Genomic DNA, 22091 nt, shown 5'->3' on the forward strand with positions numbered 1-22091 from the left:
GCCAGGATCAGCCGCCCTGCGCCGGCGCGGCCGCGCGCACTTCGCCGGGCTCCGGCTCGGCGCCCTTCGCGACGGTGGTCACCGGCGCGGCCGTCGACAGCCGCTCGCGCATGCCCGCGAAATTGCGCATCGACTGCAGGTGCGCGAAGATCAGCTCCAGCTCGTCGGACTTCAGCAGCTCCGCGACCTTGTCCGAAGCCAGCGTCTTCAGCCGGGCGCGGTCGACGGCCATGAAGCCGCCCAGCGCGATGCGCTCGCCGGAGGCCAGGCTGATCTGCGCGCGCATCGGCTCCAGCAGGTTCAGCTCCTTCAGCTTGCGGCAGAAGGCCTGGGTGCGCTGCGACTCCACCTGGTACTGCTGCAGGAACTTCAGCACGTTCTGCGTGTACTGCGAAGGCTTCTCGGTCTTGGCGTCGTACAGCGGCTGGCCGCGGCCGTCCTGGTTGAAGCCGGTGTACGACTCGTCGATGCAGAGCGTGAAGGTCTTGCCCTCGTCACGGCTGGAGAAGACGAAGGGATAGCGCCGCAGGAAGGCCGGCACGTAGCGCGCCTTCCAGCCGCCGTCGTCGGCCAGGTACAGGTTCTCCTCCTCGCGCACGCCGAGCAGCACCGCGGGGGTGACCACGTCGCCGGTGCCCGCGAAGATGATCACGTACTCCGCGGCCGCGGCCGGGAACTCCACGGCGGCGAGCGGCACGGAGTTGACGTTGCGGCTGAAGCCGAAATCGGCGCCGACGTCCACGGACCACTTGCCGTGGCGCCCGTTGGACACGGGGACGGCGGATTCGTAGATCATGAGTTGCTTGGCCATGCGTTTTCTCCGTTGGGGACTACCAGAAGGGATCTCACTCGCTCGTTCGGGGCGCGGAGCCGTGCTTGTAACGTGCCGCCAGCGCGCGTGCAAGCCCCCCTGCTTGCGGCGCCGCCGTTCAGGCCGCGCCGAATTCGCGCCGCAACAGCTTCGCGCCCTCCACCATCGCGACCAGCTTGCCCCAGGCCACGTCGCGCGGCAGGTACTTCATGCCGCAGTCCGGCGCCAGGATCACCTGCTCCGGCTTGACGTGTTCGAGCGCGCGGCGGATGCGGTCGGCCACCACCTGCGGCGTCTCGACTTCCATGTCGTTCAGGTCCAGGCAGCCCACGAGCACCTGCTTGCCCCCGAGCTCGCGCAGCACGCGCGTGTCCAGGTGCGATTGCGCGGTCTCGATGGACACCTGCCGGCACTTGCACCCCGCAAGCTCCGGCAGGAAGGAATAGCCGCTGGGCCGCGCGTGGATCACCGCCGCATAGCCGAAGCAGATGTGCACGCACGTGGTGCCCTCCACGCCCTCAAGCGCGCGGTTCAGGGCCTGCAGCCCGTACTGGCGCGCCTTCTCGGGGCGTGCCTGCATGTAGGGTTCGTCGATCTGCACCACGTCCGCGCCGGAGGCGAAGAGGTCCTGGATCTCCTCGTTGACGGCCGCAGCGTAGTCCATCGCGGCTTCCTCCTCCGACCCGTAGAAGTCGTTCTGCGCCTGCTGCAGCATCGTGAACGGGCCGGGCACGGTGATCTTGGTCTTGCGGTCCGTGTGCGCCTTGAGGAACAGCAGGTCGTCGACCTCGACCGCCCGCTTGCGGCGGATCCTGCCGACGATGCGCGGCACGGGATTGGGATGGCCGGAGCGGTCCAGCGCGGTGCCGGGGTTGTCCAGGTCCACGCCTTCGAGGGCGGTCGCGAAGCGGTTGGAATAGCTCTCGCGCCGGATCTCGCCGTCCGACACGATGTCGAGCCCGGCCTCTTCCTGCGCGCGGATCGCCACGATGGTCGCGTCGTCCTGCGCTTCGGCCAGGAAAGGCTCCGGGATGCGCCACAGCTCGCGCGCCCGCACGCGGGGCGGGAAGCGTCCCGCCAGCTTGGCGCGGTCGATCAGCCACTCGGGCTGGGGGTAGCTGCCGACGATCGTGGTGGGAAACAGCATGCGGGCTCCTGGGGATGGAGCGATCAATCTCGCACGCGCGGCCCGGGCGGGCAACAGGGTTCGAACTAGTGCACGCTGCGGCGGCGTGCGGCATAGCCCCCGCCGAAACCGAGCAGCGCCGCCGCGGCCCAGAAGAGCGGCAGCATGCCGACGGCCGTGCCGAAGGCTCCGAACGCAAGCGGCAGGAGCGTCTGGCCGAGGCTCGTGATGGCCGCGCGCAGGCCGACGGCCTCGCCCGTGCGCTCGGGCGGCGCGGTGACGTGCAGCAGGCTCATGACGACCGGCTGCCCGCAGCCGAGCACCGCGCCGAGCGCGACCGCCAGGGGCAACATCGTGCCGACCGTGGTGCAGAAGGGAAAGGCGAAGTAGCCGATGCCCGCCAGCACCAGCGCACTGCCGATCAGGCGCCACTCGGGGACGCGGCGCATGATCCAGGGCAGCGCGACGCGCACGACGGCGCTGCCCACGCCGAAGCCGCCGGCGACGATGCCGATGGCTGTGGCCGACAGTCCGCTGCGCGCGCCGTGCAGCGGGACCAGGAAGGTGAACAGGTCCCAGCCCGCGGAGACCATGGCGCTCACGACCAGCACGGCACGCAAGGGGGGCAGCCGCAGGAGGTCGGCCACGCCGCGGGAAGGCTGCCCGGACGAGGGCTCCACCGCTGCACGCACGACGATGGGCGCGCGCCACAGCAGCGCGGAACAACCCACCGGGATCAAGGCAAGCAGCGCGAAGGCGAGGCGGAAGCCCACGGCATCGATGGCCACGCCCGCGATCATCGGCCCCGCGAGCGCCGACAGCGAGAAGCCCACCGCCATGAGGCCGAAAGCACGCGTGCGCCCCGCCGCGCCCGCCAGGTGGCCGATGGCGTTGTTGACCGCCACGTGCGCGAAGGTGAACGCGGTGCCGACCAGCAGGCTGGCGATGCCGAGCCCGACGAGCGAGGGCAGCGCCGCCGCGACGCACTCTCCTGCCACGAGGCCGGCGAGGCCCAGGCCCGTCGGCATCACCCACCCCGTGCGATCCACCCACCGGCCCACCGGCACGGCGACGAAGGTCGGCACCAGCATCAACAGGCTCATGAGCAGGCCCACCATCACCGGCGTGGCGTGCAGTTGCAGCGCTTGCAGGGAGATCGCGAGGCGGGCGCCACCGAAGCTGGCATGGCCGAGCGCCAGCAGCAGGATCAGGCGCAGGGGAGAAGAGGATGCAGGAATGGCGCGAAGCGGCGCGCGGCCGCGCAAGGAAAGACCAACCGGTCGATGGTAACCGCGCTCGCGCCGTGCGTCGTCGGTGGCCTACACAAGCTTCGTCCCTTTGGCCCGGCTCCGAAGAGTGCCCATGGGTAGAGTGCCCCCAAGGACGAAACCCATGAGCCCCCAGCGCAAGAGAAACTTCCGCGTCGCCGCCCTGCTGGCCGCCCTCGTGGCCGCCGGCGCGCTGCTGCCTCTGGCCTACAGGAACCACGTCGCCGTTGCGCCGGCGCCGTCGACGCAGGTGGCCACGGCCCCTGCACCCGCTGCCCCGCCCGCGCCCGCCGAGGGCGAAGAGACGGCGCCGCCGCCCGCCCCGCCCGGTGCCGAAGTGGTGCCGCCGGAAGAGTCGGAGAGCGACCGCGGCCCGGCCGCCGCTTCGCCGGCAGGACCCACGCTTTCCTACGGCCGCGCCGCCGGCCTGCACCTCACGCCCGACCCGCTGAAGCTCAATTCCAGCGCCGCCCTGCTGGTGGACCAGGACAGCGGCGAAGTGCTGATGCGCAAGAACGACCAGGTCGTGCTGCCGATGGCGTCGCTCACGAAGCTGATGACCACCCTCCTGGTGCTCGAAGCGAAGCAGCCGATGGACGAGGTCCTCACCATCACCGAGGAAGACGTCGACAAGGAACGCCACAGCCGCTCGCGGCTGCGGGTGGGCACGCAGCTCACGCGGGAGGAGGCCCTGCATCTCGCGCTGATGTCCAGCGAGAACCGCGCCGCCCATGCACTGGGGCGCGCCTACCCGGGTGGCCTGCCCAGGCTGGTGGAGGCGATGAACGCCAAGGCGAAGCAGCTGGGGATGAAGGACACCACGTACGTGGACCCGACGGGCCTGTCCAACCGGAACCAGTCCACGGCGCGGGACCTCGCGGTGCTCGTGCGCACGGCGTCGCAGAACCCCACGATGCGCGAGTTCTCGACGACGCCTTCGCACGTGGCCACGCTCGGCAGCCGCACGCTGCAGTACATCAACTCCAACCGGCTGGTGCGCAACCAGCGCGCCGGCTGGGACATCGAGCTGCAGAAGACGGGCTACATCGTCGAGGCGGGCCGGTGCCTCACCATGCTCACCGACGTCGGCGGCCGCAACCTCATCATGGTGCTGCTCGACTCCGACAGCAACGGCGCCCGCCTGGGCGATGCCGAGCGCATGCGGCGCTGGGTCGTGGCGAAGCTGGGCCTGCCGGACACGGTGGCGCGCGCGCGCGAAGACGCAGCGCCGCGCAAGGTCGCTGCGTCCAAGAAGAAGGCGGCGGAGTCCGATCGCAAGGTGGCGAAGAAGTCCGCGAGCAAGAAGACGGCGGGCAAGACCGCCGTCGCCAAGGGCAAGGACGACGGCAAGCGCAAGGCGGTCGCCCGCACGAAGGCGGAGAAGGACAGCGACACGAAACAGGCGAAGAAGGAAGGCGGTCGCGTCAAGCAGACGTTTGCTGCAGCGCGGGACGGGGACAAGAGCTAGGAAAATTCCCTAAAGGAAATCCCGGCTTCCCGTCGGGCTGGCCCTGCTCGACACTCCGCCCGCGAGCGCACGCCCAAGCAGGTCAGGCGCCGCGGGAGAAGCCATGATTCCTGTCAAGACCGCCCTGGGCCAGCAGGTCCTGAAGGACCGTTCGGTCGAACTCACCTTGCGGCAGCGTGCCGCCCTGATCGTCATCGACGGCAAGCGCAGCATCGCCGACGTGCTGCAGCAGGCCGGCGTGCAGCCCGAGGACGTCAGCCGCCTGCTGGAACTGCAGCTGATCGAAGGCATGCCCGCCCCCGGCAGCGTCCCGCAGGTGCCCGGCCCCGCTGTCACGCCGCAACAACGCTACGCCGCCGCTTATCCGATCGCGGCCCGGCTCACGGCCGGCCTCGGCCTGCGCGGCGCCCGCCTGAACATCGCCGTGGAAGGCGCGACGTGCTACGACGAGCTCGTGGCGATCGCCGGCAAGATCCGCGAAGCGGTGGGAACCGAAAAGTTCGCACCGCTCGCGGCGGCCCTGCAACTGCGTTAACCCATCCGGATCGGCACGAAGATCCGGTCGTCGCCGCGCTGGATCAGCAGCGCCACGGACTTCTGCGACTTCTCCACCGCCGCCTTCACCTGGTCGACGGTCGTCACGGGCGTTCCGTTGACGGCCAGCACGATGTCCCCGGGCTCCACGCCCGCGGCTTCGGCCGGGCCGGCCACGTCTTCCACCACCACGCCGGCGCGGACGCCGGCCTCCTGGCGCTCCTGCGGCTCCAGCGGGCGCAGCGCGAGGCCGAGGCGGCCGCCCTGCTCGTTCTCGATCGCCGCCGCGGCCGTGGCCTTGTCGTTGCTGCGCGTGAGTTCGGCGGTGAGCTGCAGCTTCTTGCCGCCGCGCCAAACGTCCAGCGCCAGGCGCTGCCCCGGCTGCGACAGGCCCACGATGGCGGGCAGGTCGCCGGAAGCCACGATGGGCTTGCCGTTGGCGGCACGGATCACGTCACCGGGCTTGAGGCCCGCGCGGTCGGCGGCACTGCCCTTCTCCACGTTCGCCACCAGCGCGCCCTCGGGGCGGTCGAGGCCGAAGGAATCGGCGAGGCTCTGGTTCACCTCCTGCACCGCGACGCCGAGGCGTGCGTGTTCCACCTTGCCGTGGGCGACGATCTCGTCCTTGATCTTGTTCGCCAGGTCGATGGGGATCGCGAACGACACGCCCTGGTAGCCGCCGGACTGGCTGTAGATCTGCGAGTTGATGCCGACCACCTCGCCGCGCGCGTTGAACAGCGGTCCGCCGGAGTTGCCGGGGTTCACCGCGACGTCGGTCTGGATGAAGGGCACGGCGCTGTCGTCGGGCAGCGAACGGCCCTTGGCGCTCACGACGCCGGCGGTGACGGTGTTCTCGAAGCCGAAGGGCGCGCCGATGGCCAGCACCCAGTCGCCCACGCGCAGGTTCTCCGTGCTGCCCAGCGTGACCACGGGCAGGTTGCTCGCGTTGATCTTCAGCACCGCGACGTCGGTCTTCGGGTCGCTGCCCAGGACCTTCGCCTTGAACTCGCGGCGGTCGGTGAGCTTCACCACCACCTCGGTGGCGTCCTTCACCACGTGGGCATTCGTCAGGATCACGCCGTCGGCGCCGACGATGAAGCCGGAGCCCATGCCGCGCACCGGCACGTCGCGCTGCGGCACGCCGCCGCGCTGGAACTGGCGGAAGAATTCGAGCGGGTCGCTCATGTCGGGCGTCGCCCGGGCCTTGCCGCTCACGCTGATGTTGACCACGGCCGGGCCGTAGCGCTGCGTGATCAGCGGGAAGTCCGGCATCACCACGCTGCCGCCGCCCGGTGCGGGCGACTGCACGGTGGCCGCGGGCATGGGCGGCAGCACGGCGGCCGTGGCCGCGGGCGAGGCGTGGTGCACGACCTCCACCGCGGCGCCGCCGACGATGCCGGCGCCCAGCAGGGCCAGGACCAGCGGGGCCGACTTCAGGTTCATCTTGTTCATCGTGGGGTTCCTCTGCCTTCAGGTTCGTTCGGACCCCACCAATGTGCGGTGCCAGCCTTAGGACAGCCTTAAGAAGGCAATGCCCCGTCCGGGAACCGGACTTCGGCGCGCAGGCCGCCGAGCGCTTCGGACCGCGCGAGCCGCACCTGCCCGCCCAGGCGCTCGGCCACCGTCCTGACGATGGCGAGGCCCAGGCCGCTGCCCTCCGCCTCGCTGCCCGCCACGCGGTAGAAGCGGTCGAACACGCGATCGCGCTCGGCCTCGGGGATGCCCGGCCCGCTGTCTTCCACCGCGAGCCAGGCGCCTTGCGCATCGCGACCCAGCGCGATGTCGACGCGGCCGCCCGCCGGCGTGTACTTGACCGCGTTGTCCAGGAGGTTGCGCAGGATGAGGTGCAACGCGTCGCGGCTGCCCGCCAGCCGCACGGGGGCGGTGGTGGCGAGGCCCAGGTCGATGGAGCGCGCGTGCGCCGTCGGCAACAAGGCCGACACCGCTTCGCGGGCGAGTTCCTCCAGGTCGACGTCCTCGCGCGCTCCCTCCGCCTGGCCTTCCAGCCGCGCCAGCGCCAGCAGCTGCTCCACCAGCGCGATGGAGCGGTCGATGCCGGCGCGCAGTTGCACGATCGCCTCCTGCCGCGCGGTTTCGTCGCGCGCGCGTTCGGCCGCCTGCAGCTGCAAGCGCAGGGCCGTCAGCGGCGAACGCAGCTCGTGCGCCGCGTCGGCCACGAAATGCGTCTGCGCCTCCAGCGTGCCTTGCACGCGCGCGAACAGGGCATTGAGTTCGGCCACGAGCGGCTGCACTTCCTCCGGCACGCCGTCGGTGCTGAGCGGCGAGAGATCGCGCGCCGCGCGCGTGGCGACCTGCCGCCGCATGCGCGCGAGCGGCCGCAGCGACCCGCCGATCGCCGCGCCCACCGCCAGCATCAGCATGGGGGCCAGCAGCAGCACCGGCGTGACGGCGCGCAGCGCGAGCGTGCGCGCACGCGCTTCGCGCGCATCGAGGTCCTGCGCGATCTGGATCGTGTGCTCGGTCGTCTGCAGCGTGTAGATGCGCAGGCGCACGCCGTTCACGCGCGAGTCCGAGAAGCCCAGCACCGCCTGCGAAGGCATCTGCAGCCCTTGCGAGCGGTACAGCGTGACGCCGTCGGGGCCCCAGATCTGCACGGAGTATTCCGACCCGCCTTCGCCCGGTGCGAAGGGAATGCCGCCGTGCACCGAACGCGCGACTTCCTCCAGGTGGTAGTCGAACATGCGGTCCGCTTCGCGCAAGGCGGAGCGATAGGCGATGCCCGCCTGCAGCACGGTGACGAAGGCGATCGCCACCAGCACCAGCGTGAGCAGACGGCGGCGCAAGGACCAGGAAGCGGTGCCCGCCGTCATTCGCGCGGCACCACGTAGCCCAGCCCGCGCACGGTGCGGATGAAGTCGGCGCCGAGCTTCTTGCGCAGGCCGTGCACGTAGACCTCCACGGCGTTGCTGCTGATGTCGTCCTTCCAGCCATAGAGCTTCTGTTCGAGCTGCGGGCGCGAGAACACGACGCCGGGGCGCTGCAGCATCGGTTCGAGCAAGGCCCACTCGCGGGGCGTGAGGCTCAGCGGCTGGCCGTCGAGCGTCGCCTCGCGCGTGGCGGGGTTGAGTTCCACGCCCTTGTGGCTGATCAGCGGCTCGCCACGCGCGGCACTGCGCCTCAGCAAGGCACGCACGCGCGCGAGCAGTTCATCCGTGTCGTAGGGCTTGACGATGTAGTCGTCGGCGCCCGCGTCCAGGCCCGCCACGCGGTCGCCGACAGCGTCGCGCGCCGTGGCCACCAGCACGGGGACGGTGTCCCGGCGCGCCCGCAGGGAACGCAGCACGGTGAGCCCGTCGGCCTTGGGCAGGCCCAGGTCCAGCAGCACCAGGTCGTATCGCTCGGCCAGCGCGGCTGCCTCTGCAGCCACGCCGTCGCGGACCCAGTCCACCGCGTAATGCTCAGCCCGGAGCACGTCCAGGACGGCTCTGCCGATCATCGCGTCATCTTCGACAAGCAGGATTCGCATGCACTCGACAGCTTAATGCGGGAAAACTCACGCTGTGGCCGCGAACTCGGGGCCGTCCTACAGGTCCATCAGAAGCCTCCTACATGAACGTCAGCCAACCGAGACAGATGCAGCAAGCCACCACCTTCCACGCCGCCGCCGCCGTCGCCCTCCTGGGTGCCGCCGCCGTCCTGACGAGCCAGATGGTTCCTTCCGCTTCCGGTGAAACGCCGGTCGCCCGCGCGGCCGCCGTGACCACGTCCGCTGCCGCGGCCGTTGCGCGCACCGCCGTCGCCACGACCCACGGCGCTGCCGAAGCCGTGGCGGCCGTGACGGGCCGCGCCGCCGACGCCGTGCCCGGCGCGAGCCTCGCGACGCCCGTGGCCAAGGTCGCGGTGAAGTTCGCCACCGACGAGGCCCTGCGTGCCCAGATCAAGTGGGTGCCCGTGCGCTATGCCGGCGAGAAGACGAAGACCCCGGACGAGGCTTCGCGCCTGCTGCTGGCCCAGGCGGCCGCCGAGAAGGCCGGCCTGCAGGAAGTCGGCCTGACCTTCGAGGACGTGTACGGCGTGATCTGGGCGGAGACCACCTGGATCCCGCGCAGCGGCAAGGGCAAGAACGGCGTGACCAGCATGGGCCTGGCGCAGTTCGAACCGCGCACCGCCCGCGGCCTCGGCCTGAAGAACCCGCACGATCCCGTGCAGGCCGTGTACTTCGCCGCCGTCAACATGAAGCACGGCGCCGAGTGGGCGGAAGACAAGATCGCGCACCTGGAGCTCAGCCCCGAGCAGCGCGCCGAGAAGATCCGCGAAGGCGTGTCGATCTACTACAACCTGTCCATCAAGGGCCGCAACAAGTGGGACGGCCTGAACACGGCGAAGCTGCCGGTGGAAACCCAGCGCCACATCCGCAACACGCGGATGGGGGCCGAGAAGGCCTCGGACCTGGCCGAAGAGATCTTCAGCTGATCGCCACGAACGCCACCGCCAGGTGGCGTTTTCCATTGCGCGACTAGACTCGCGCGATGGCGGGTTCCTCCTACGCCACCCTCACCACGCACGCTGGCGCACTGCGCGGCCGGCGCAGCGACGACGGTGCAGTCTTCCTCGGGATTCCTTTCGCGGCGCCACCCGTGGGCGCGCTGCGCTGGCGCGCGCCGCAGCCGGTGCAAGCGTGGACCGGCCTGCGCGACGCACTCGCCTTCGGCCCCGACTTCCCGCAGGCACCCGATCCCCACTTCCGCGCCGGACGGCAGGACGAGGACTGCCTCTACCTGAACGTCTGGACGCCCACGCTGGCTGCGGGCGCGAAGCTGCCCGTGCTGGTGTGGTTCTTCGGGGGCGGCTTCAGCAGCGGCAGCGGCTCCGACGTGCGCACCGACGGGGCCCGGCTCGCCGCCGAAGGGGCGGTGGTCGTTTCGGTCAACTATCGCTGCGGGCTCTTCGGCTTCCTCGCGCATCCCGCGCTGAGCGCGGAGTCGGAGCACGGCGTCTCCGGCAACTACGGGCTGCTGGACCAGGTCGCCGCGCTCGCCTGGGTACGCGACAACATCGCGGCGTTCGGCGGCGACCCGGAGCGCGTGACGCCCTTCGGTTATTCCGCCGGGGCGGCATCGCTCTCGCTGCTGCTCACGTCGCAGGCGGCGCGCGGGCTGTTCCAGGGCGCGATCCTGCAAAGCCCGGGCGCGGCAAGGCCCCTGGCGGGCCTGCAGGACGCCGAACGGGCGGGGATGGCCCTCGGCATCGACCTGGCCGCATTGCGCGCCCTGGCCGGCGCAGAGGTGCTCGCGCGGACCTCCCTGCTGATGCCGGCCGTGCGCGGGCTCACGACGCCACGCGTGCTGCGCCCGGTCCGCGACGGCTGGCTGCTGCGCGAGGACGAGCGCAGCGCCTTCCACGCAGGCCGGTTCGAAGCCCTGCCCTTGCTGGTGGGCAGCAACGTGGACGAAGGCAGCCTGCTCACGCGTGCCTGGCCGGTCGACACGGTGGCCGCGTGGCGGCAGCAGGTGGAAGCGAACTTCGGCGCGGCGGCGGACGAAGCGGCGTCGCTCTACCCTGCGCGCAGCGATGCCGAAGCGCGCGGTGCGGTGGCCGCCATGTTCGCCGACACCCAGTTCAACTACGGCACGCGCCTGCTCGCGCAAAGCATGGCGCCGCGCGAGCCGCGCACCTGGAAATACCTCTTCACCCGCCGCCGTCCCGGGCAGCAGGACGGGCCCCACCATGGCGACGAGGTGGGACACGTCTTCGGGACGCTGGAAGCATCGGGGCCGGGCCGCCACGACGCCGTCGACACGGCCCTCTCCGCGGCGATGCGCAAGGCCTGGGTGGCCTTCGCGGCCACGGGCGACCCGAACACCGCCGGCGCCCCGCGCTGGGAGCCCTACCGGCCCGCCGCCGACAACCACCTCGTGCTCGGCGACGCCGCGCAACCGGGCGCGGCCTGGCGCCGGCCGCAACTCGATTTCCTCGAGCGCTTCTTCGGCTGACGGGCAGGCGGGCGCACGGATGGGACCAACGGCCCATTGCAAGCGCCCGCAACGGGCGCATCATGGGCACCCTGGAGGTCCCCCATGCCCACCACCCGCCGCGCGCTCGCATGTTGTCTCGCCCTCGCGTGCATCGCACCGTCCGCGTTCGCGGTCGGCGCCGGCCAGACGCTGGGCAATCCCAGTGCGCTCGGAGACGAGCGCAACGTCGCCCTGCGCCTCACGGCCACCGGCGCCGTCACCGCCGTCGATCCCGAACTGCGCCTGATGGCGGTCGACACGCCACGCGGCAGCATCACCTTCCGCCTCGATCCCAGGGTGCAGGACGCGGAAGCGATCCAGGTCGGGTCGCGCGTGCAGGTCGACTACGTGGCGGCCTTCGTCCTCTCCCGCCGCGGGAGCGGCCGCGCCCTCCGCTCGACGCCCCAGCGCAGCGGCGCGCCGGCCGACCTGGTCGGCAGCTACGACCGTCCCATCACCTACGTCACCGACGTCCTGGCCGTGGACAAGGACAACCTGGTGCTGCGCCTGCGCGGACCCGAGGGCGACGTGAAGGACTTCCCCGTGCACGACCGCGCCGCGCTCGCGGGCATGCGTGCGGGGGACAAGCTGCTGGTGTCGATGAACCAGGCGGTGGCGGTGGGGGTGACGGCGGTTCCGCGCTAGCGCTGCGGGTGTGGACGGCAAGCCACTCCGCCCACGCGGGCGATTGCCTTCGCCACGCCTCCTGCCTACATTGATCGCATCGGAGGGAGTCCCATGCGAGTCGTTGCCGTCGTCCTGTCCCTGTTCTTCGTCGCCTCGGCGCACGCCCAGGTCTTTCGCTGCACGAATGCCGCCGGCAAGATCGAGTACTCCGAGGCGCCCTGCTCGCAGGCCAGCAAGGACGCGCGGATGGTCGCACCGAAGGTCGAGCGGACGCCCGCCGAGATCGAGAACGAGCAGCTGCGCCGTCAGCTCGCCGACGAACAGAATCGCAGGCTCCGCGCCGAGAGCGCGGAACGGATGGAACGGGAGCGCGCGCAGCAGGCTCCGCCCCCTCCGGCCCCGGTCACCGGCCGCACGCAGGCCGACCTCCAGGCCGAGCGGGGCAACAGCATCGAGTGCGAACGGGCGAAGCGGGACTACGAGGTCATCCTCAGCTCCATCGGCAGCAAGAGCCGCGCCCCGGCCGCCGAGGCCGCGATGTACAGCGCCTGCGGCATGCGCACGCCGGACCGGCTCACGATCATCAACAACAACCATCCACGTCGCGGCACGACGTCCAACTGCGTGACGGTGGGGGCCTCGCTCCAGTGCAACTAGCCTGGGCGGCTGCTCACGGCATCAGCGGAGGCAGGACCAGGCTTCCCGCGCCCTCGGCCGTGACCACCAGCAACGCCGCGGCAGCCGCCAGCAGGGAGAGCAGGAACGCGACGTAAGGCCTCGTCATGCGCTCGCTCCCGCAGGGTCGAAGCCGACGAACCGGGCCAGGCCCTGCGGCAGCCTGACGTGGCTGCCCACCACGTGGCCGATGATGGGCAAGCCCAGCTCGCCCAGCAACGAGACCCTCCCCTGCCAGAGGTCCTCGTCCTGCGGACGCACCAGCGTCAGCGGAACGGGGGCCGGGTGCCCCGGCACCTCCAGCAGGATCGTCCGATCGAGCGTGGCGACGTCACGCCGCTCGCAACCGGGCTCGCGCAGCTGGCAACGCGCGATCAGCGCCGCGGCCTCCTCGCCCGCATTGAATTCCACGTCGCGCATGCGCAGCCACTGTTCGGCGGCCTCTTCGACGAGTCCGGCTTCTTCGTGGGTCAGGTAACGGTTCTTCATGGGGCTCTCCTTCCGATGGTTGACAGGGCCAGCGCGGGACGCGATGGCTCGTGGATGCGGCGGGGCGCGACTTGCGCGCTCGCCTGCAGGTGGGCGTCGGGCACGACGAGGACGTCGCTGCTGCCCCAGCTGAGGACGCGATGGGCGACGCTGCCGCAGAAGAAGTCCCCCCAGGCGGAACTGCGGCCCTTGCCGAGCACGACCAGGTCGGCGCGCGAGCGCTCCTGCTGCACCACGGCCTGGCGGCCGGGGTCGCCGCGGCCCGCCATGGCGAGCACGCGGTTGCGTCGCGCCGTGAACGAATCGCTCAGCGTCACCAGCCGCTCCTGCGCACGGCGCAGGCGCCCGGCGCGGTAGGCGCGCACCACCTTCTCCGCGGCTTCCGCCGAGCGCAGCACCGCCTCTTCGCGGGTGCCGACCGCGTGGAAGATCTCCAGTCCGGCACGCTCCTCCAGGTCCGCGGCGAACTGCACGAGCGCCGCCGATCCGGGCAAGAGGTCGACTGCGACGAGGATGCGCCGGTAGTGCTCGTTGGTCGCACGCCGCAGCACCAGCACCGGGCGACCGGCGCTGCGCAGCAGGCGCAGCACGGGCTGCCCACGGAAGAAGGCGGCCGTGGAACGCTCGCGCCGGTGCGGCAGCACGACCAGGTCCGCGCCGCGCGCCTGCGCCACCAGGTCGTCGAAAGATTGCTCCTGCCGCACTGCCACGACCTGCACGCGCAAGCCGTGGGCCTGTTCCAGCTCGCGGACCGTCTGCGCCAGGCGCGCAGCGGCCGTGGCCGCCATCGGCTGGCCGGCCGGAGGCAGGTACATCAGGCGCACGGTCGCGCCGTGCGCGCGCGCGATGTGCCAGGCCCGCTGCAGCGTCCACCGGTCCTGCACGGACAGGTCCGTTGCCACCAGCATCGATCGGATGGTCATGTCGTTCTCCTTGTTCAGGGCTGCGCAAGGTCCTGCGCAGGCAGGTGACGGGCCGCTTGCGGCGATCACGTGACGCCCTCCGGCAGGACGATCAGCCGATGCCGCGGGCTAAAGCCCAGGCGGGTGAAATCAAGCCCGGTGAGCTTGCGCCCGCCGAGGGTCGAGGTCTGCACGAAGCCACTCCATGGCGAGCGCGTCGGGCTGCTGCCCGAGGGTCGCTGGATGGCGCTTGGTGGGAAAAGAGGTGGCCGCTGGGCCTAGGAGCGTGCGCGAGTGCGCTGCATGCCCGGCCGCGACGTTGCGCACGCGCGCGCCGCCGCGGCCCGCACAGAGCGGGTGGACGTGTCGTGTTGCGAAGCAAAGCGTCGAGCCATGGGAGCAAGTGTAGGCCGCCGTGCGAAATTCCGCAGGCGGCCTGTCGATTCTGGCAAGGAGGCCGGGGGCTTTGCTACTTGACCACGAGCACCGGCACGCCGGAGAGTTCCAGCACCTTGCTCGTGACGCTTCCCAGGAGCAGGCGCGCCGCACCCGTACGCCCGCGCGAAGCCATCACGATCTGTTCGACGCCCGCGGACCGCGCCGCCTCGACGATGCGTTCGGCCGGCTCGTCGCCTTCGAGCACCGCGGTCTCGATCCGCACCTGCTTCCCTTCGGCCAGGCCCCGCACGCGCTCGAACGCCTCGGCGGCCAGGCGCTGGCCCTTGGCCAGGTGCTCGTGCAGGCCGGCGGTGTTGGTCGTGCCGACGCCGCCGTAGGGGTAGCGCTCGTGCACGAACACCAGCAGCAGCGTGCCGCCCGCCAGTCGCGCCAGTTCGATCGCGCGTTCCGCGGCGCCGAGCGAAACGTCGGAGCCGTCCGTGGGCATCAGGATCTTCTCGAACATCGGCGCACCTCCATTTCGCATGCAGCGACGCGCGGTCGCGGTGACTCGCTGTTCGACGCATTCTAGAGACGCCGTCTCCGAACAAGGACTCCCGGAACGTGTGCCCCAAAGCAAAACGCCACCCGAAGGTGGCGTTTGCCTGAATTGGTGGGTGATACATGGATCGAACATGTGACCCCTGCCGTGTGAAGGCAGTGCTCTACCGCTGAGCTAATCACCCGTTGCCGTTTGGCAAGACCGCGATTATGCCACAGGTGAAATCGGCACCTGACGCCAGACTGTCTTCCCGCCCGAAGCCTTGTCCAACTGCTTCAGCACTTCCTCGTGCGCGGCCGCTTCCTGGTCGTTCGCGAGCAGCACCGGCAGCGTGAACTGGCGCAGGTCGACGCGGGTGACGATGGCGCCCATGGCACCGGCGTCGACTTCGTCGATCAGCAGCGCGTCCTGGCCGCGCGTCATGTTGATGTAGACGTCCGCCAGCAGCTCCGCGTCCAGCAGCGCGCCGTGCAGCGTGCGGCCGGAGTTGTCCACCTCCAGGCGGTCACACAGCGCGTCGAGGCTGTTGCGCTTGCCGGGGTACATCTCCTTGGCCATCGCCAGCGTGTCCGTCACCTTGGCCACGTGGCCGGTGAAGGGCTTGCGACCGAGCAACTCCAGCTCCTTGTTCAGGAAGCCGATGTCGAAGGCGGCGTTGTGGATGATGATCTCGGCGCCCGCGCAGTACTCCATCAGTTCGTCGACGACGGCGGCGAACTTGGGCTTGTCGCGGAGGAACTCGTTGCTGATGCCGTGGACCTTGAGCGCGTCCTCGTGCGAGTCGCGCTCGGGGTTCAGGTACCAGTGCTTGTTGTTGCCCGTCAGCTTGCGGGCGACCAGCTCGACGCAGCCGATCTCGATGATCCGGTCGCCGGCTTCTGCGGACAAACCCGTGGTTTCGGTGTCGAGGACGATCTGGCGCATGGTCGGGGATTATGCTTGAGCGCATGTTCGACCTGACCGAGCGGATCGCCCTCGTCACGGGCGGGAACGGAGGCATCGGCCTCGGGATGGCGCGGGGCCTGGGCCAGGCCGGCGCCACCCTCATCGTCGTGGGCCGCAACGCGGAAAAATCCGCGGCGGCGTTGCGCGAACTGCAGTCGCTGGGCATCCGCGCCGAGGCGCAGGCCTGCGACGTCACCGACGAAGCCGCGGTGCAGGCGCTGTTCGCGGACGTCGACCGGCGTCACGGGCGCCTCGACATCCTCGTGAACAACGCGGGCAGCACGGTGCGCAAGCCGCCGCAGGACTTCACGCTGGACGAGTGGAAGTCCGTGATGGACCTGAACCTCACCGGCGCCTTCCTCTGCGCCCGCGCGGCTTATCCGCTGATGAAGAAGGCAGGCGGCGGCAAGGTGATCAACATCGGGTCGATCATGTCGCTATTCGGGGCGCCTTACGCGCCCGCGTACTGCGCCAGCAAGGGCGGCATCGTGCAGCTCACCAAGTCGCTCGCGTTAGCGTGGGCGAAGGACGGCATCCAGGCGAATGCGGTGCTTCCCGGGTGGATCGACACGGAGCTGACCGTCGGTGCAAGGAACCAGGTCCCGGGACTGAACGAGCGCGTGCTGGCGCGCACGCCGGCGGGGCGCTGGGGCACGCCGCAGGACCTGGCGGGGATCGCGGTGTTCCTGGCGAGTGATGCGAGCGATTTCGTGACCGGGGCGGCCATCCCGGTGGACGGCGGGTACGCGGCCGCATGATGCTGGGGTGCGCTTCGCGCACCTTCCGGCCGCGAGCGGCCGCCAGCCTACGGGAACGCGGCCCGTACGTGCGGGAATGTCCCATCAAATGTCCCATTGACAGTACATTGGGACCGGTGGACGATCCGCGGCCATGGCGGACGCCCTCCCCCTGCCCAAGTACCACCAGATCTACCTGGTGCTGCGCGAGCAGCTGCACGAAGGGCGCTTCGCGCAGGGGCTCCCCGGTGAACTGGCGCTGATGCGGCAGTTCGGCGTGGCGCGGGTCACCGTGCGCCGCGCGCTGCAGCAGCTGGCCGGCGAGGGCCTGATCTGCCGCGAGCGCGGCCGCGGCACGCGCCCGCTCGCCGCCGGCGAGCCGCAGGCGGTGGACGAAGCCCGCCAGAAGACCACGCGCCTCACCGGCCTGCTGGAAAACATCGTCAGCATGACGCAGAACACCACGGTGCGCGTGCTGGAAGTCGCCTCGGTCGCCGCGTCCGGCGAGATCGCGCAGGCGCTGCAGCTCGCGCCCGGCGCCGCGGTGCAGAAGGCCGTGCGCGTGCGCTCCACGCGCGAAGGGCCGCTGTCCTTCATCACCACCTGGGTGCCGGGCGACCTCGCCCGCGGCTTCGGCAAGCGCGAGCTGGCGAAGAAGCCGATCCTCGTGTTGCTGGAGGAAGCCGGCGTGCGCGTGGGCGGCGCCCAGCAGAACATCTCCGCCCGCCTGGCCGACGCGCAGGTGGCCACGCATCTCGGCGTCGCCGTCGGCTCCGCGCTGCTGGCGGTGCGCCGCCTGATCCACGACGACGCGGGCCGGCCCGTGCAATGGCTGCACGGCCTGTACCGCCCCGATCGCTACGAGTACCAGATGCAGCTGTCCCGCGTCGGCGACATCGCCGCGCAGGTATGGGTCAGCCGCGAGTTGTCCGCGCAGTTCCACTGAACCACGAAGGAGAACCTCGATGAGCCGTGTGCCCTCCCTGAACCGCCGCCGCTTCGTCGCGCAGGCCGGCGCCGCGTCCGCCGCCCTCGCCTTCCCGCTCGTCGGCGGCGCGCAGCCCAGGACGGTGAAGGTCGGCGTGCTGCACCCGGTGACGGGCGCGCTGGCCTATTCCGGACAGCAGTGCCGCGAAGGCGCGCTCATGGCGATCGACGACATCAACAAGGCGGGCGGCATCAAGTCGCTCGGCGGCGCGAAGCTGGAGGCGCTGCTCGGAGACGCGCAGTCGACGCCGGCGGCCGGCACGGCGGAAGTCGAGAAGATGAACGAGGCCGGCGTGAGCTGCATCGTGGGCGCGTACGCCTCGGCGATCTGCCTGGCGACCACGCAGGCGGCGGCCAAGTACAACCTGCCGCACATCGTCGACGTGGGCGTCGCCGACCAGATCGTGCAGCGCGGGTTGAAGAACACCTTCCGCTTTGCGCCAGGCTACACCACCTGCGCGCAGGTCGCGCTGGCCAACCTGCACGTGCTGAACACCGCCGCGGGCAAGCCCGCGAAGAGCGTGATGATCATCCACGAGGAGTCGCTGTTCGGCACCGGCACCGCCAACCTCCTCGCGCGCGAGCTGCCCGGGTACGGCTACGAGGTCAAGGAGGTGATCAAGCACGCCAACCCCACGCGCGACTTCAACAACATCGTGCTGCGCATGAAGGCGGTGAACCCGGACATCGTCATCCCCGCCAACTACTACAACGAGTACGCGCTGCTGGTGCGCACCATGCAGCAGCAGAAGGTGATGCCCAAGGCGATCTACTCGGTGCTGGGCGGCGCGGCGTCGAGCTACAAGTTCGTCAAGGAGTTCCCGGACGCGGCGCGCGGCATCATCGACTGCAACCACTGGTTCAACCCGAAGGACAAGCGCGCCTTCGACCTGAAGAAGCGCACGGAAGCGAAGAACCTCTTCTACAGCTACGAGGTCTTCCTCACCTACACCGCGATGCGGCTGCTGGCCGATGCGCTGGAGCGCGGCAAGTCCGCCGATCGCGCCGCCATCATCAACGCGCTGGAGACCAGCACCTTCAGCGACCACTTCCTGCCGTACGGCCCGACGAAGTTCGTCAACGGACAGAACACCGGGGCGCAACCACTCATGACGCAGGTGCTGGACAACGACATCAAGGTGATCATCCCGCGCGATTACCGCCAGGCCGATCCCATCTTCCCGCTGAAGGCCTGAACGCACGCCCGGGGGCAGCACGGTGTTCGAGTTCGGCATCCTGTTCCCGGCCGTCCTCAACGGGCTCACCACCGGCGCCGTCTACGCGCTGGTGGCCCTCGGCCTCACGCTGATCTACGGCGTGCTGCACATCATCAACTTCGCGCATGGCGCGGCGCTGATGATGGCGCTGTACGGCGTGTACTTCCTGAAGACTTCGTTGGGCATCGATCCCTATCTCGCGTTGCCGGCGATGGTGCCGCTGATGTTCGTGGCCGGCTATGCGCTGCAGCGGGGGATCATCAACCGCGCGAGCCACGGCAAGGACGAGAACATCCTGCTGGTGACGCTCGGGCTGTCCATCGTGCTGGAGAACCTGGCGCTGCTGGCGTTCAAGTCGGACACGCGCACGATCGACACGCCTTACACGCTGGCGACCGTGGCCATCGGGCCGGCGATGATCGCGGTGCCCAAGCTCGTGGCCTTCGCGGGCGCGCTGGTGGCTTCGGCGGTGCTGCTGTGGATCGTGCGCGGCACCGACCTGGGCCGCGCGATCCGCGCCGTGGCCCGCGAGAAGCAGGGGGCGCGGCTGGTCGGCATCGACGTCGACCACGTGTACGCCATGAGCTTCGGCATCGGGCTGGCTTGCCTCGGGGCCGCGGCCTGCTTCCTGCTGCCGGCGTACTACGTGAATCCGCTGGTGGGCAACGGCTTCGTGCTGGTCGCGTTCACCATCGTCGTCCTCGGCGGCATGGGCAGCTTCGCCGGCGCCCTGCTCGGAGGATTGCTGATCGGCGTGGTGGAGTCGCTGGGCGGGCTCTGGCTCGGGGAGTCACTGGGGCAGGTCGGCATCTTCCTGCTGTTCATCGCCGTGCTGCTGTTCCGGCCGCAAGGGCTGTTCGGGGCGAAGGCATGAGCCGCCGGGCCGCCCCAAGGCTCATAGCCCCGCAGCGCGTAGCGCGGAGGGTAGTCCAGTGACTCCGAAGCGCGACCTGCTGCAGATCGCGGCGTTCGTGGTCGTCGTGGCGATCGTCGCCGCAACGGCGCGTTCGGGCGTCCTGCTGAACTTCGCGATGATGGCGCTGTACGCCTGCCTCATGGCGCAGGCCTGGAACCTCCTGGGGGGCTACGGCGGGCAGTTCTCGTTCGGCCATGCGCTGTTCTTCGGCACCGGGGCCTACGTGCAGGCCATCGCGCAGTTGCAGGGCGGCATGAATCCGTGGCTGGCGCTGCCGCTCGGCGTGGGCGCTGCCGCGCTCGTGGGCGTCTTCGTCGGGGCGCTGTCCTTCCGCTACGGCCTGAGAGGCTCGTACTTCGCGCTCGTCACGCTCGCTTTTGCGGAGGTGTTCCGCATCCTCGCGCTCTCCGTGCCCTTCACAGGCGCCGGCGTCGGCCTCATGGTGCCGCTGAAGGAAGGCGCGGCCAACATGCAGTTCGCCGACCGGCGCGGCTTCGTGTGGATCGCGCTGGGCCTGGTCACGATCGCGCTGCTCGCCACGGCCTGGCTGCGCCATTCGCGCTTCGGTGCGCGGCTGCAGGCGGTGCGCGACAACGAGGACGCCGCGCGTGCCATCGGCGTGGATCCGTTCCGGGTGAAGCTGGGCGCCATCGCGCTGTCCGGCGCCCTCATGGGTGCGGCCGGGGCGCTGTACGTGCAGGTGTTCCAGTACATCGATCCGGGAATCGCCTACGGACCGCACACGTCGGTCGAGGCGCTGGTGGCGGCCATCGTCGGCGGGCTGGGCACGCTGTGGGGCCCGGTGCTCGGCGCCCTGGCCTTGCACTTGCTGGCCGACTTCACCCGCAGCCTCTTCGGCGCGCTGCCGGGGATCAACATGGTGATCTACGGCGCCGTGCTGGTCGCGATCGTGATGTTCGCGCCGCGCGGCATCCTGGGCCTGGGGCAGTCGGTGCGCAGCCTCTGGTCGCGTCCACGCGTGGCCGAGCCGCCGCAGGAGGTGCTGCGTGGCTAGCCCGTTGCTGCGCCTGGAAGGTGTTTCCAAGTCCTTCGGCGGGCTCGTTGCGGTTCGCGACGTGTCGCTCGAACTGGCGGAAGGCCGCATCGCCGCCCTCATCGGACCCAACGGCGCCGGCAAGACCACCCTCTTCGCGTTGATGTCCGGCTTCCTCCGGCCGGACACCGGCCGCATCGTCTTCGCGGGCGAGGACATCACCGGCGTGCCTCCGCACCTCAATGCGCGCCGCGGCATGACGCGCACCTTCCAGATCGTGCAGCCCTTCGCCGCCCAGACGGTGCGCGAGAACATCGCCGTGGGTGCGCACCTGCACTGCGCGGGCCGGCGCGAGGCGCTCGCGGAAGCGGAGCGGGTGGCGCAGCGCGTCGGGCTGGCGCCCCAGCTGGACAAGCCCGCAGGCGACCTCACCGTGGCCGGGCGCAAGCGGCTGGAGCTCGCCCGTGCGCTGGCGACGCGCCCTCGCCTGCTGCTGCTCGACGAAGTGCTCGCGGGCCTCAACCCGCAGGAGGTCGCCGAGATGGTCCCGGTGGTGCGCTCCATCGCCGACGGCGGCGTGACCGTGCTGATGATCGAGCACGTGATGCAGGCCGTGATGCACCTGGCTTCGCACGTCTGGGTGCTCTCGCAGGGCGAGCTGATCGCCGCGGGCAGCCCGGGCGAGGTCACGCGCGACCCGCGAGTCATCGAGGCCTACCTCGGGCACGGCACCGCGCAGCGACTGGGCCGGTTGGTGGAGCCCGCATGAGCGAAGCCCTGCTGTCGGTGCGGGGGCTGCGCAGCGGCTACGGCGCGGTGGAAGTGCTGCGCGGCATCGACCTCGACGTGGCGCCGGGCGAGATCGTGGCCCTCCTGGGAAGCAACGGCGCGGGCAAGACGACCTTCAACCACACCGTCAGCGCGCTGGTCCCGGCGCGCGGCGGCAGCATCCGCTTCGACGGCGAGGACATCACCGGCGCGCACTACCGCGCCGTGGTCGGCCGCGGGCTGCTGCACGTGCCCGAAGGCCGCAAGGTCTTTCCCAACCTCACGGTGCGTGAAAACCTGGAGCTCGGCTCGTTCGCACGCGCGCGGGCACGCCGCGCCGACAACCTGGAACGGGTGTTCTCCATCTTCCCGCGCCTGCGGGAGCGCAGCACGCAGCTCGCGGGGACCATGAGCGGCGGCGAGCAGCAGATGTTGGCCATCGGCCGCGGGCTCATGGGCGAGCCGCGCCTGCTGATCCTCGACGAGCCCTCGCTCGGGCTTTCGCCGCTGCTGGTGGAAGAACTCTTCGGCCTCATCGGACGGCTGCACGCGGAAGGCCTCGCCATCCTGCTGGTGGAACAGAACGTGGCGCAGTCGCTGGAGATCGCACAGCGCGCCTACGTGCTGGAGAACGGCAGCGTGCAGTTCTCCGGGAGCAGCGCGGAGCTGCTCGCAACGGATCGCCTTCGCCAAGCTTACCTCGGTGTATGAA

23 protein-coding genes and 1 tRNA gene are annotated in these 22091 nt (G+C 70.5%); 13 read left to right on the forward strand and 11 right to left on the reverse strand.

Features of this window, described 5'->3' with window-relative positions; genetic code table 11:
• Nucleotides 1-7: 7 nt before the first annotated feature.
• From H8N03_RS12085 to H8N03_RS12095, 3 genes are all read right to left on the reverse strand, one after another.
• Complete coding sequence (locus tag H8N03_RS12085; protein ID WP_187076431.1) at nucleotides 8-811, reverse strand: SapC family protein; 804 nt, start codon at nucleotides 809-811, stop codon at nucleotides 8-10.
• A 118-nt stretch (nucleotides 812-929) separates the two neighbouring features.
• Nucleotides 930-1958: a uroporphyrinogen decarboxylase family protein gene (locus tag H8N03_RS12090; protein ID WP_187076432.1), complete on the reverse strand. Its 1029-nt coding sequence runs from the start codon at nucleotides 1956-1958 to the stop codon at nucleotides 930-932.
• Between the two features lie 65 nt (nucleotides 1959-2023).
• Nucleotides 2024-3202 (reverse strand): MFS transporter, encoded by a 1179-nt coding sequence (locus H8N03_RS12095; protein ID WP_187076433.1) that lies wholly within the window; start codon nucleotides 3200-3202, stop codon nucleotides 2024-2026.
• 127 nt (nucleotides 3203-3329) lie between these two features.
• Here H8N03_RS12095 and H8N03_RS12100 point away from each other — a divergent pair, with 127 nt between their 5' ends.
• Nucleotides 3330-4673, forward strand: coding sequence for a D-alanyl-D-alanine carboxypeptidase family protein (locus H8N03_RS12100; protein WP_187076434.1), 1344 nt, complete (start codon nucleotides 3330-3332; stop codon nucleotides 4671-4673).
• Nucleotides 4674-4776: 103 nt separating this feature from the next.
• The gene (locus tag H8N03_RS12105) at nucleotides 4777-5208 is read left to right on the forward strand and encodes a hypothetical protein (protein WP_187076435.1); all 432 of its coding nucleotides are present in this window, start codon (nucleotides 4777-4779) and stop codon (nucleotides 5206-5208) included.
• Here the strand turns inward: H8N03_RS12105 and H8N03_RS12110 are convergent.
• The 3 genes from H8N03_RS12110 to H8N03_RS12120 all read right to left on the reverse strand — a co-directional run bounded on the left by H8N03_RS12110 (nucleotide 5205) and on the right by H8N03_RS12120 (nucleotide 8694).
• On the reverse strand, nucleotides 5205-6659 hold the full coding sequence (locus H8N03_RS12110; protein ID WP_187076436.1) for a DegQ family serine endoprotease: 1455 nt from the start codon (nucleotides 6657-6659) through the stop codon (nucleotides 5205-5207). The two genes, H8N03_RS12105 and H8N03_RS12110, sit on opposite strands and share 4 nt — an antisense overlap.
• Nucleotides 6660-6727: 68 nt before the next feature.
• Entirely contained in the window at nucleotides 6728-8038 is a 1311-nt protein-coding gene (locus tag H8N03_RS12115; RefSeq protein WP_187076437.1) for an ATP-binding protein, read from the reverse strand.
• Complete coding sequence (locus H8N03_RS12120; protein WP_187076438.1) at nucleotides 8035-8694, reverse strand: response regulator; 660 nt, start codon at nucleotides 8692-8694, stop codon at nucleotides 8035-8037. Before H8N03_RS12120 ends, H8N03_RS12115 begins: the two co-directional genes overlap by 4 nt.
• An 83-nt stretch (nucleotides 8695-8777) precedes the next feature.
• On the opposite strand from H8N03_RS12120, the gene H8N03_RS12125 reads away from it, so the two are divergent.
• From H8N03_RS12125 to H8N03_RS12140, 4 genes are all read left to right on the forward strand, one after another.
• Entirely contained in the window at nucleotides 8778-9641 is an 864-nt protein-coding gene (locus H8N03_RS12125) for a hypothetical protein (protein WP_187076439.1), read from the forward strand.
• A 56-nt stretch (nucleotides 9642-9697) separates the two neighbouring features.
• A complete protein-coding gene (locus tag H8N03_RS12130) occupies nucleotides 9698-11161 on the forward strand; it encodes a carboxylesterase/lipase family protein (RefSeq protein WP_187076440.1) in 1464 nt (487 codons plus the stop codon).
• A gap of 84 nt (nucleotides 11162-11245) precedes the next feature.
• Nucleotides 11246-11827 (forward strand): hypothetical protein, encoded by a 582-nt coding sequence (locus H8N03_RS12135; protein WP_187076441.1) that lies wholly within the window; start codon nucleotides 11246-11248, stop codon nucleotides 11825-11827.
• 93 nt (nucleotides 11828-11920) lie between these two features.
• On the forward strand, nucleotides 11921-12466 hold the full coding sequence (locus tag H8N03_RS12140) for a DUF4124 domain-containing protein (protein ID WP_187076442.1): 546 nt from the start codon (nucleotides 11921-11923) through the stop codon (nucleotides 12464-12466).
• A 123-nt stretch (nucleotides 12467-12589) separates the two neighbouring features.
• Here H8N03_RS12140 and H8N03_RS12145 read toward each other — a convergent pair whose 3' ends face one another.
• The 5 genes from H8N03_RS12145 to dnaQ form a co-directional block, all read right to left on the reverse strand.
• Complete coding sequence (locus tag H8N03_RS12145) at nucleotides 12590-12973, reverse strand: hypothetical protein (RefSeq protein WP_187076443.1); 384 nt, start codon at nucleotides 12971-12973, stop codon at nucleotides 12590-12592.
• Nucleotides 12970-13896 (reverse strand): universal stress protein, encoded by a 927-nt coding sequence (locus H8N03_RS12150; protein ID WP_187076444.1) that lies wholly within the window; start codon nucleotides 13894-13896, stop codon nucleotides 12970-12972. The genes H8N03_RS12145 and H8N03_RS12150 overlap by 4 nt, the downstream gene beginning before the upstream one ends.
• A gap of 448 nt (nucleotides 13897-14344) precedes the next feature.
• Nucleotides 14345-14779: a universal stress protein gene (locus H8N03_RS12155; RefSeq protein WP_187076445.1), complete on the reverse strand. Its 435-nt coding sequence runs from the start codon at nucleotides 14777-14779 to the stop codon at nucleotides 14345-14347.
• A 145-nt stretch (nucleotides 14780-14924) separates the two neighbouring features.
• Nucleotides 14925-14999, reverse strand: a tRNA-Val gene (locus H8N03_RS12160).
• Nucleotides 15000-15022: 23 nt separating this feature from the next.
• Nucleotides 15023-15739, reverse strand: coding sequence for a DNA polymerase III subunit epsilon (gene dnaQ, locus H8N03_RS12165; RefSeq protein WP_187076446.1), 717 nt, complete (start codon nucleotides 15737-15739; stop codon nucleotides 15023-15025).
• A 23-nt stretch (nucleotides 15740-15762) separates the two neighbouring features.
• Here dnaQ and H8N03_RS12170 point away from each other — a divergent pair, with 23 nt between their 5' ends.
• The 7 genes from H8N03_RS12170 (at nucleotide 15763) to H8N03_RS12200 (ending at nucleotide 22090) form a co-directional block, all read left to right on the forward strand.
• On the forward strand, nucleotides 15763-16518 hold the full coding sequence (locus H8N03_RS12170; RefSeq protein WP_187076447.1) for an SDR family NAD(P)-dependent oxidoreductase: 756 nt from the start codon (nucleotides 15763-15765) through the stop codon (nucleotides 16516-16518).
• A gap of 133 nt (nucleotides 16519-16651) precedes the next feature.
• The gene (locus tag H8N03_RS12175; RefSeq protein WP_187076448.1) at nucleotides 16652-17443 is read left to right on the forward strand and encodes a GntR family transcriptional regulator; all 792 of its coding nucleotides are present in this window, start codon (nucleotides 16652-16654) and stop codon (nucleotides 17441-17443) included.
• Nucleotides 17444-17462: 19 nt separating this feature from the next.
• Nucleotides 17463-18680: an ABC transporter substrate-binding protein gene (locus H8N03_RS12180; RefSeq protein WP_187076449.1), complete on the forward strand. Its 1218-nt coding sequence runs from the start codon at nucleotides 17463-17465 to the stop codon at nucleotides 18678-18680.
• A gap of 22 nt (nucleotides 18681-18702) precedes the next feature.
• Entirely contained in the window at nucleotides 18703-19575 is an 873-nt protein-coding gene (locus tag H8N03_RS12185) for a branched-chain amino acid ABC transporter permease (RefSeq protein WP_187076450.1), read from the forward strand.
• A 58-nt stretch (nucleotides 19576-19633) separates the two neighbouring features.
• Nucleotides 19634-20632, forward strand: coding sequence for a branched-chain amino acid ABC transporter permease (locus H8N03_RS12190; RefSeq protein ID WP_435531665.1), 999 nt, complete (start codon nucleotides 19634-19636; stop codon nucleotides 20630-20632).
• Nucleotides 20625-21380, forward strand: coding sequence for an ABC transporter ATP-binding protein (locus H8N03_RS12195; protein WP_187076451.1), 756 nt, complete (start codon nucleotides 20625-20627; stop codon nucleotides 21378-21380). Before H8N03_RS12190 ends, H8N03_RS12195 begins: the two co-directional genes overlap by 8 nt.
• Entirely contained in the window at nucleotides 21377-22090 is a 714-nt protein-coding gene (locus tag H8N03_RS12200; RefSeq protein ID WP_187076452.1) for an ABC transporter ATP-binding protein, read from the forward strand. The genes H8N03_RS12195 and H8N03_RS12200 overlap by 4 nt, the downstream gene beginning before the upstream one ends.
• Nucleotide 22091: the final 1 nt, after the last annotated feature.

It is taken from the genome of Ramlibacter cellulosilyticus, assembly GCF_014297465.1.
Lineage (GTDB): Bacteria > Pseudomonadota > Gammaproteobacteria > Burkholderiales > Burkholderiaceae_C > Ramlibacter > Ramlibacter cellulosilyticus.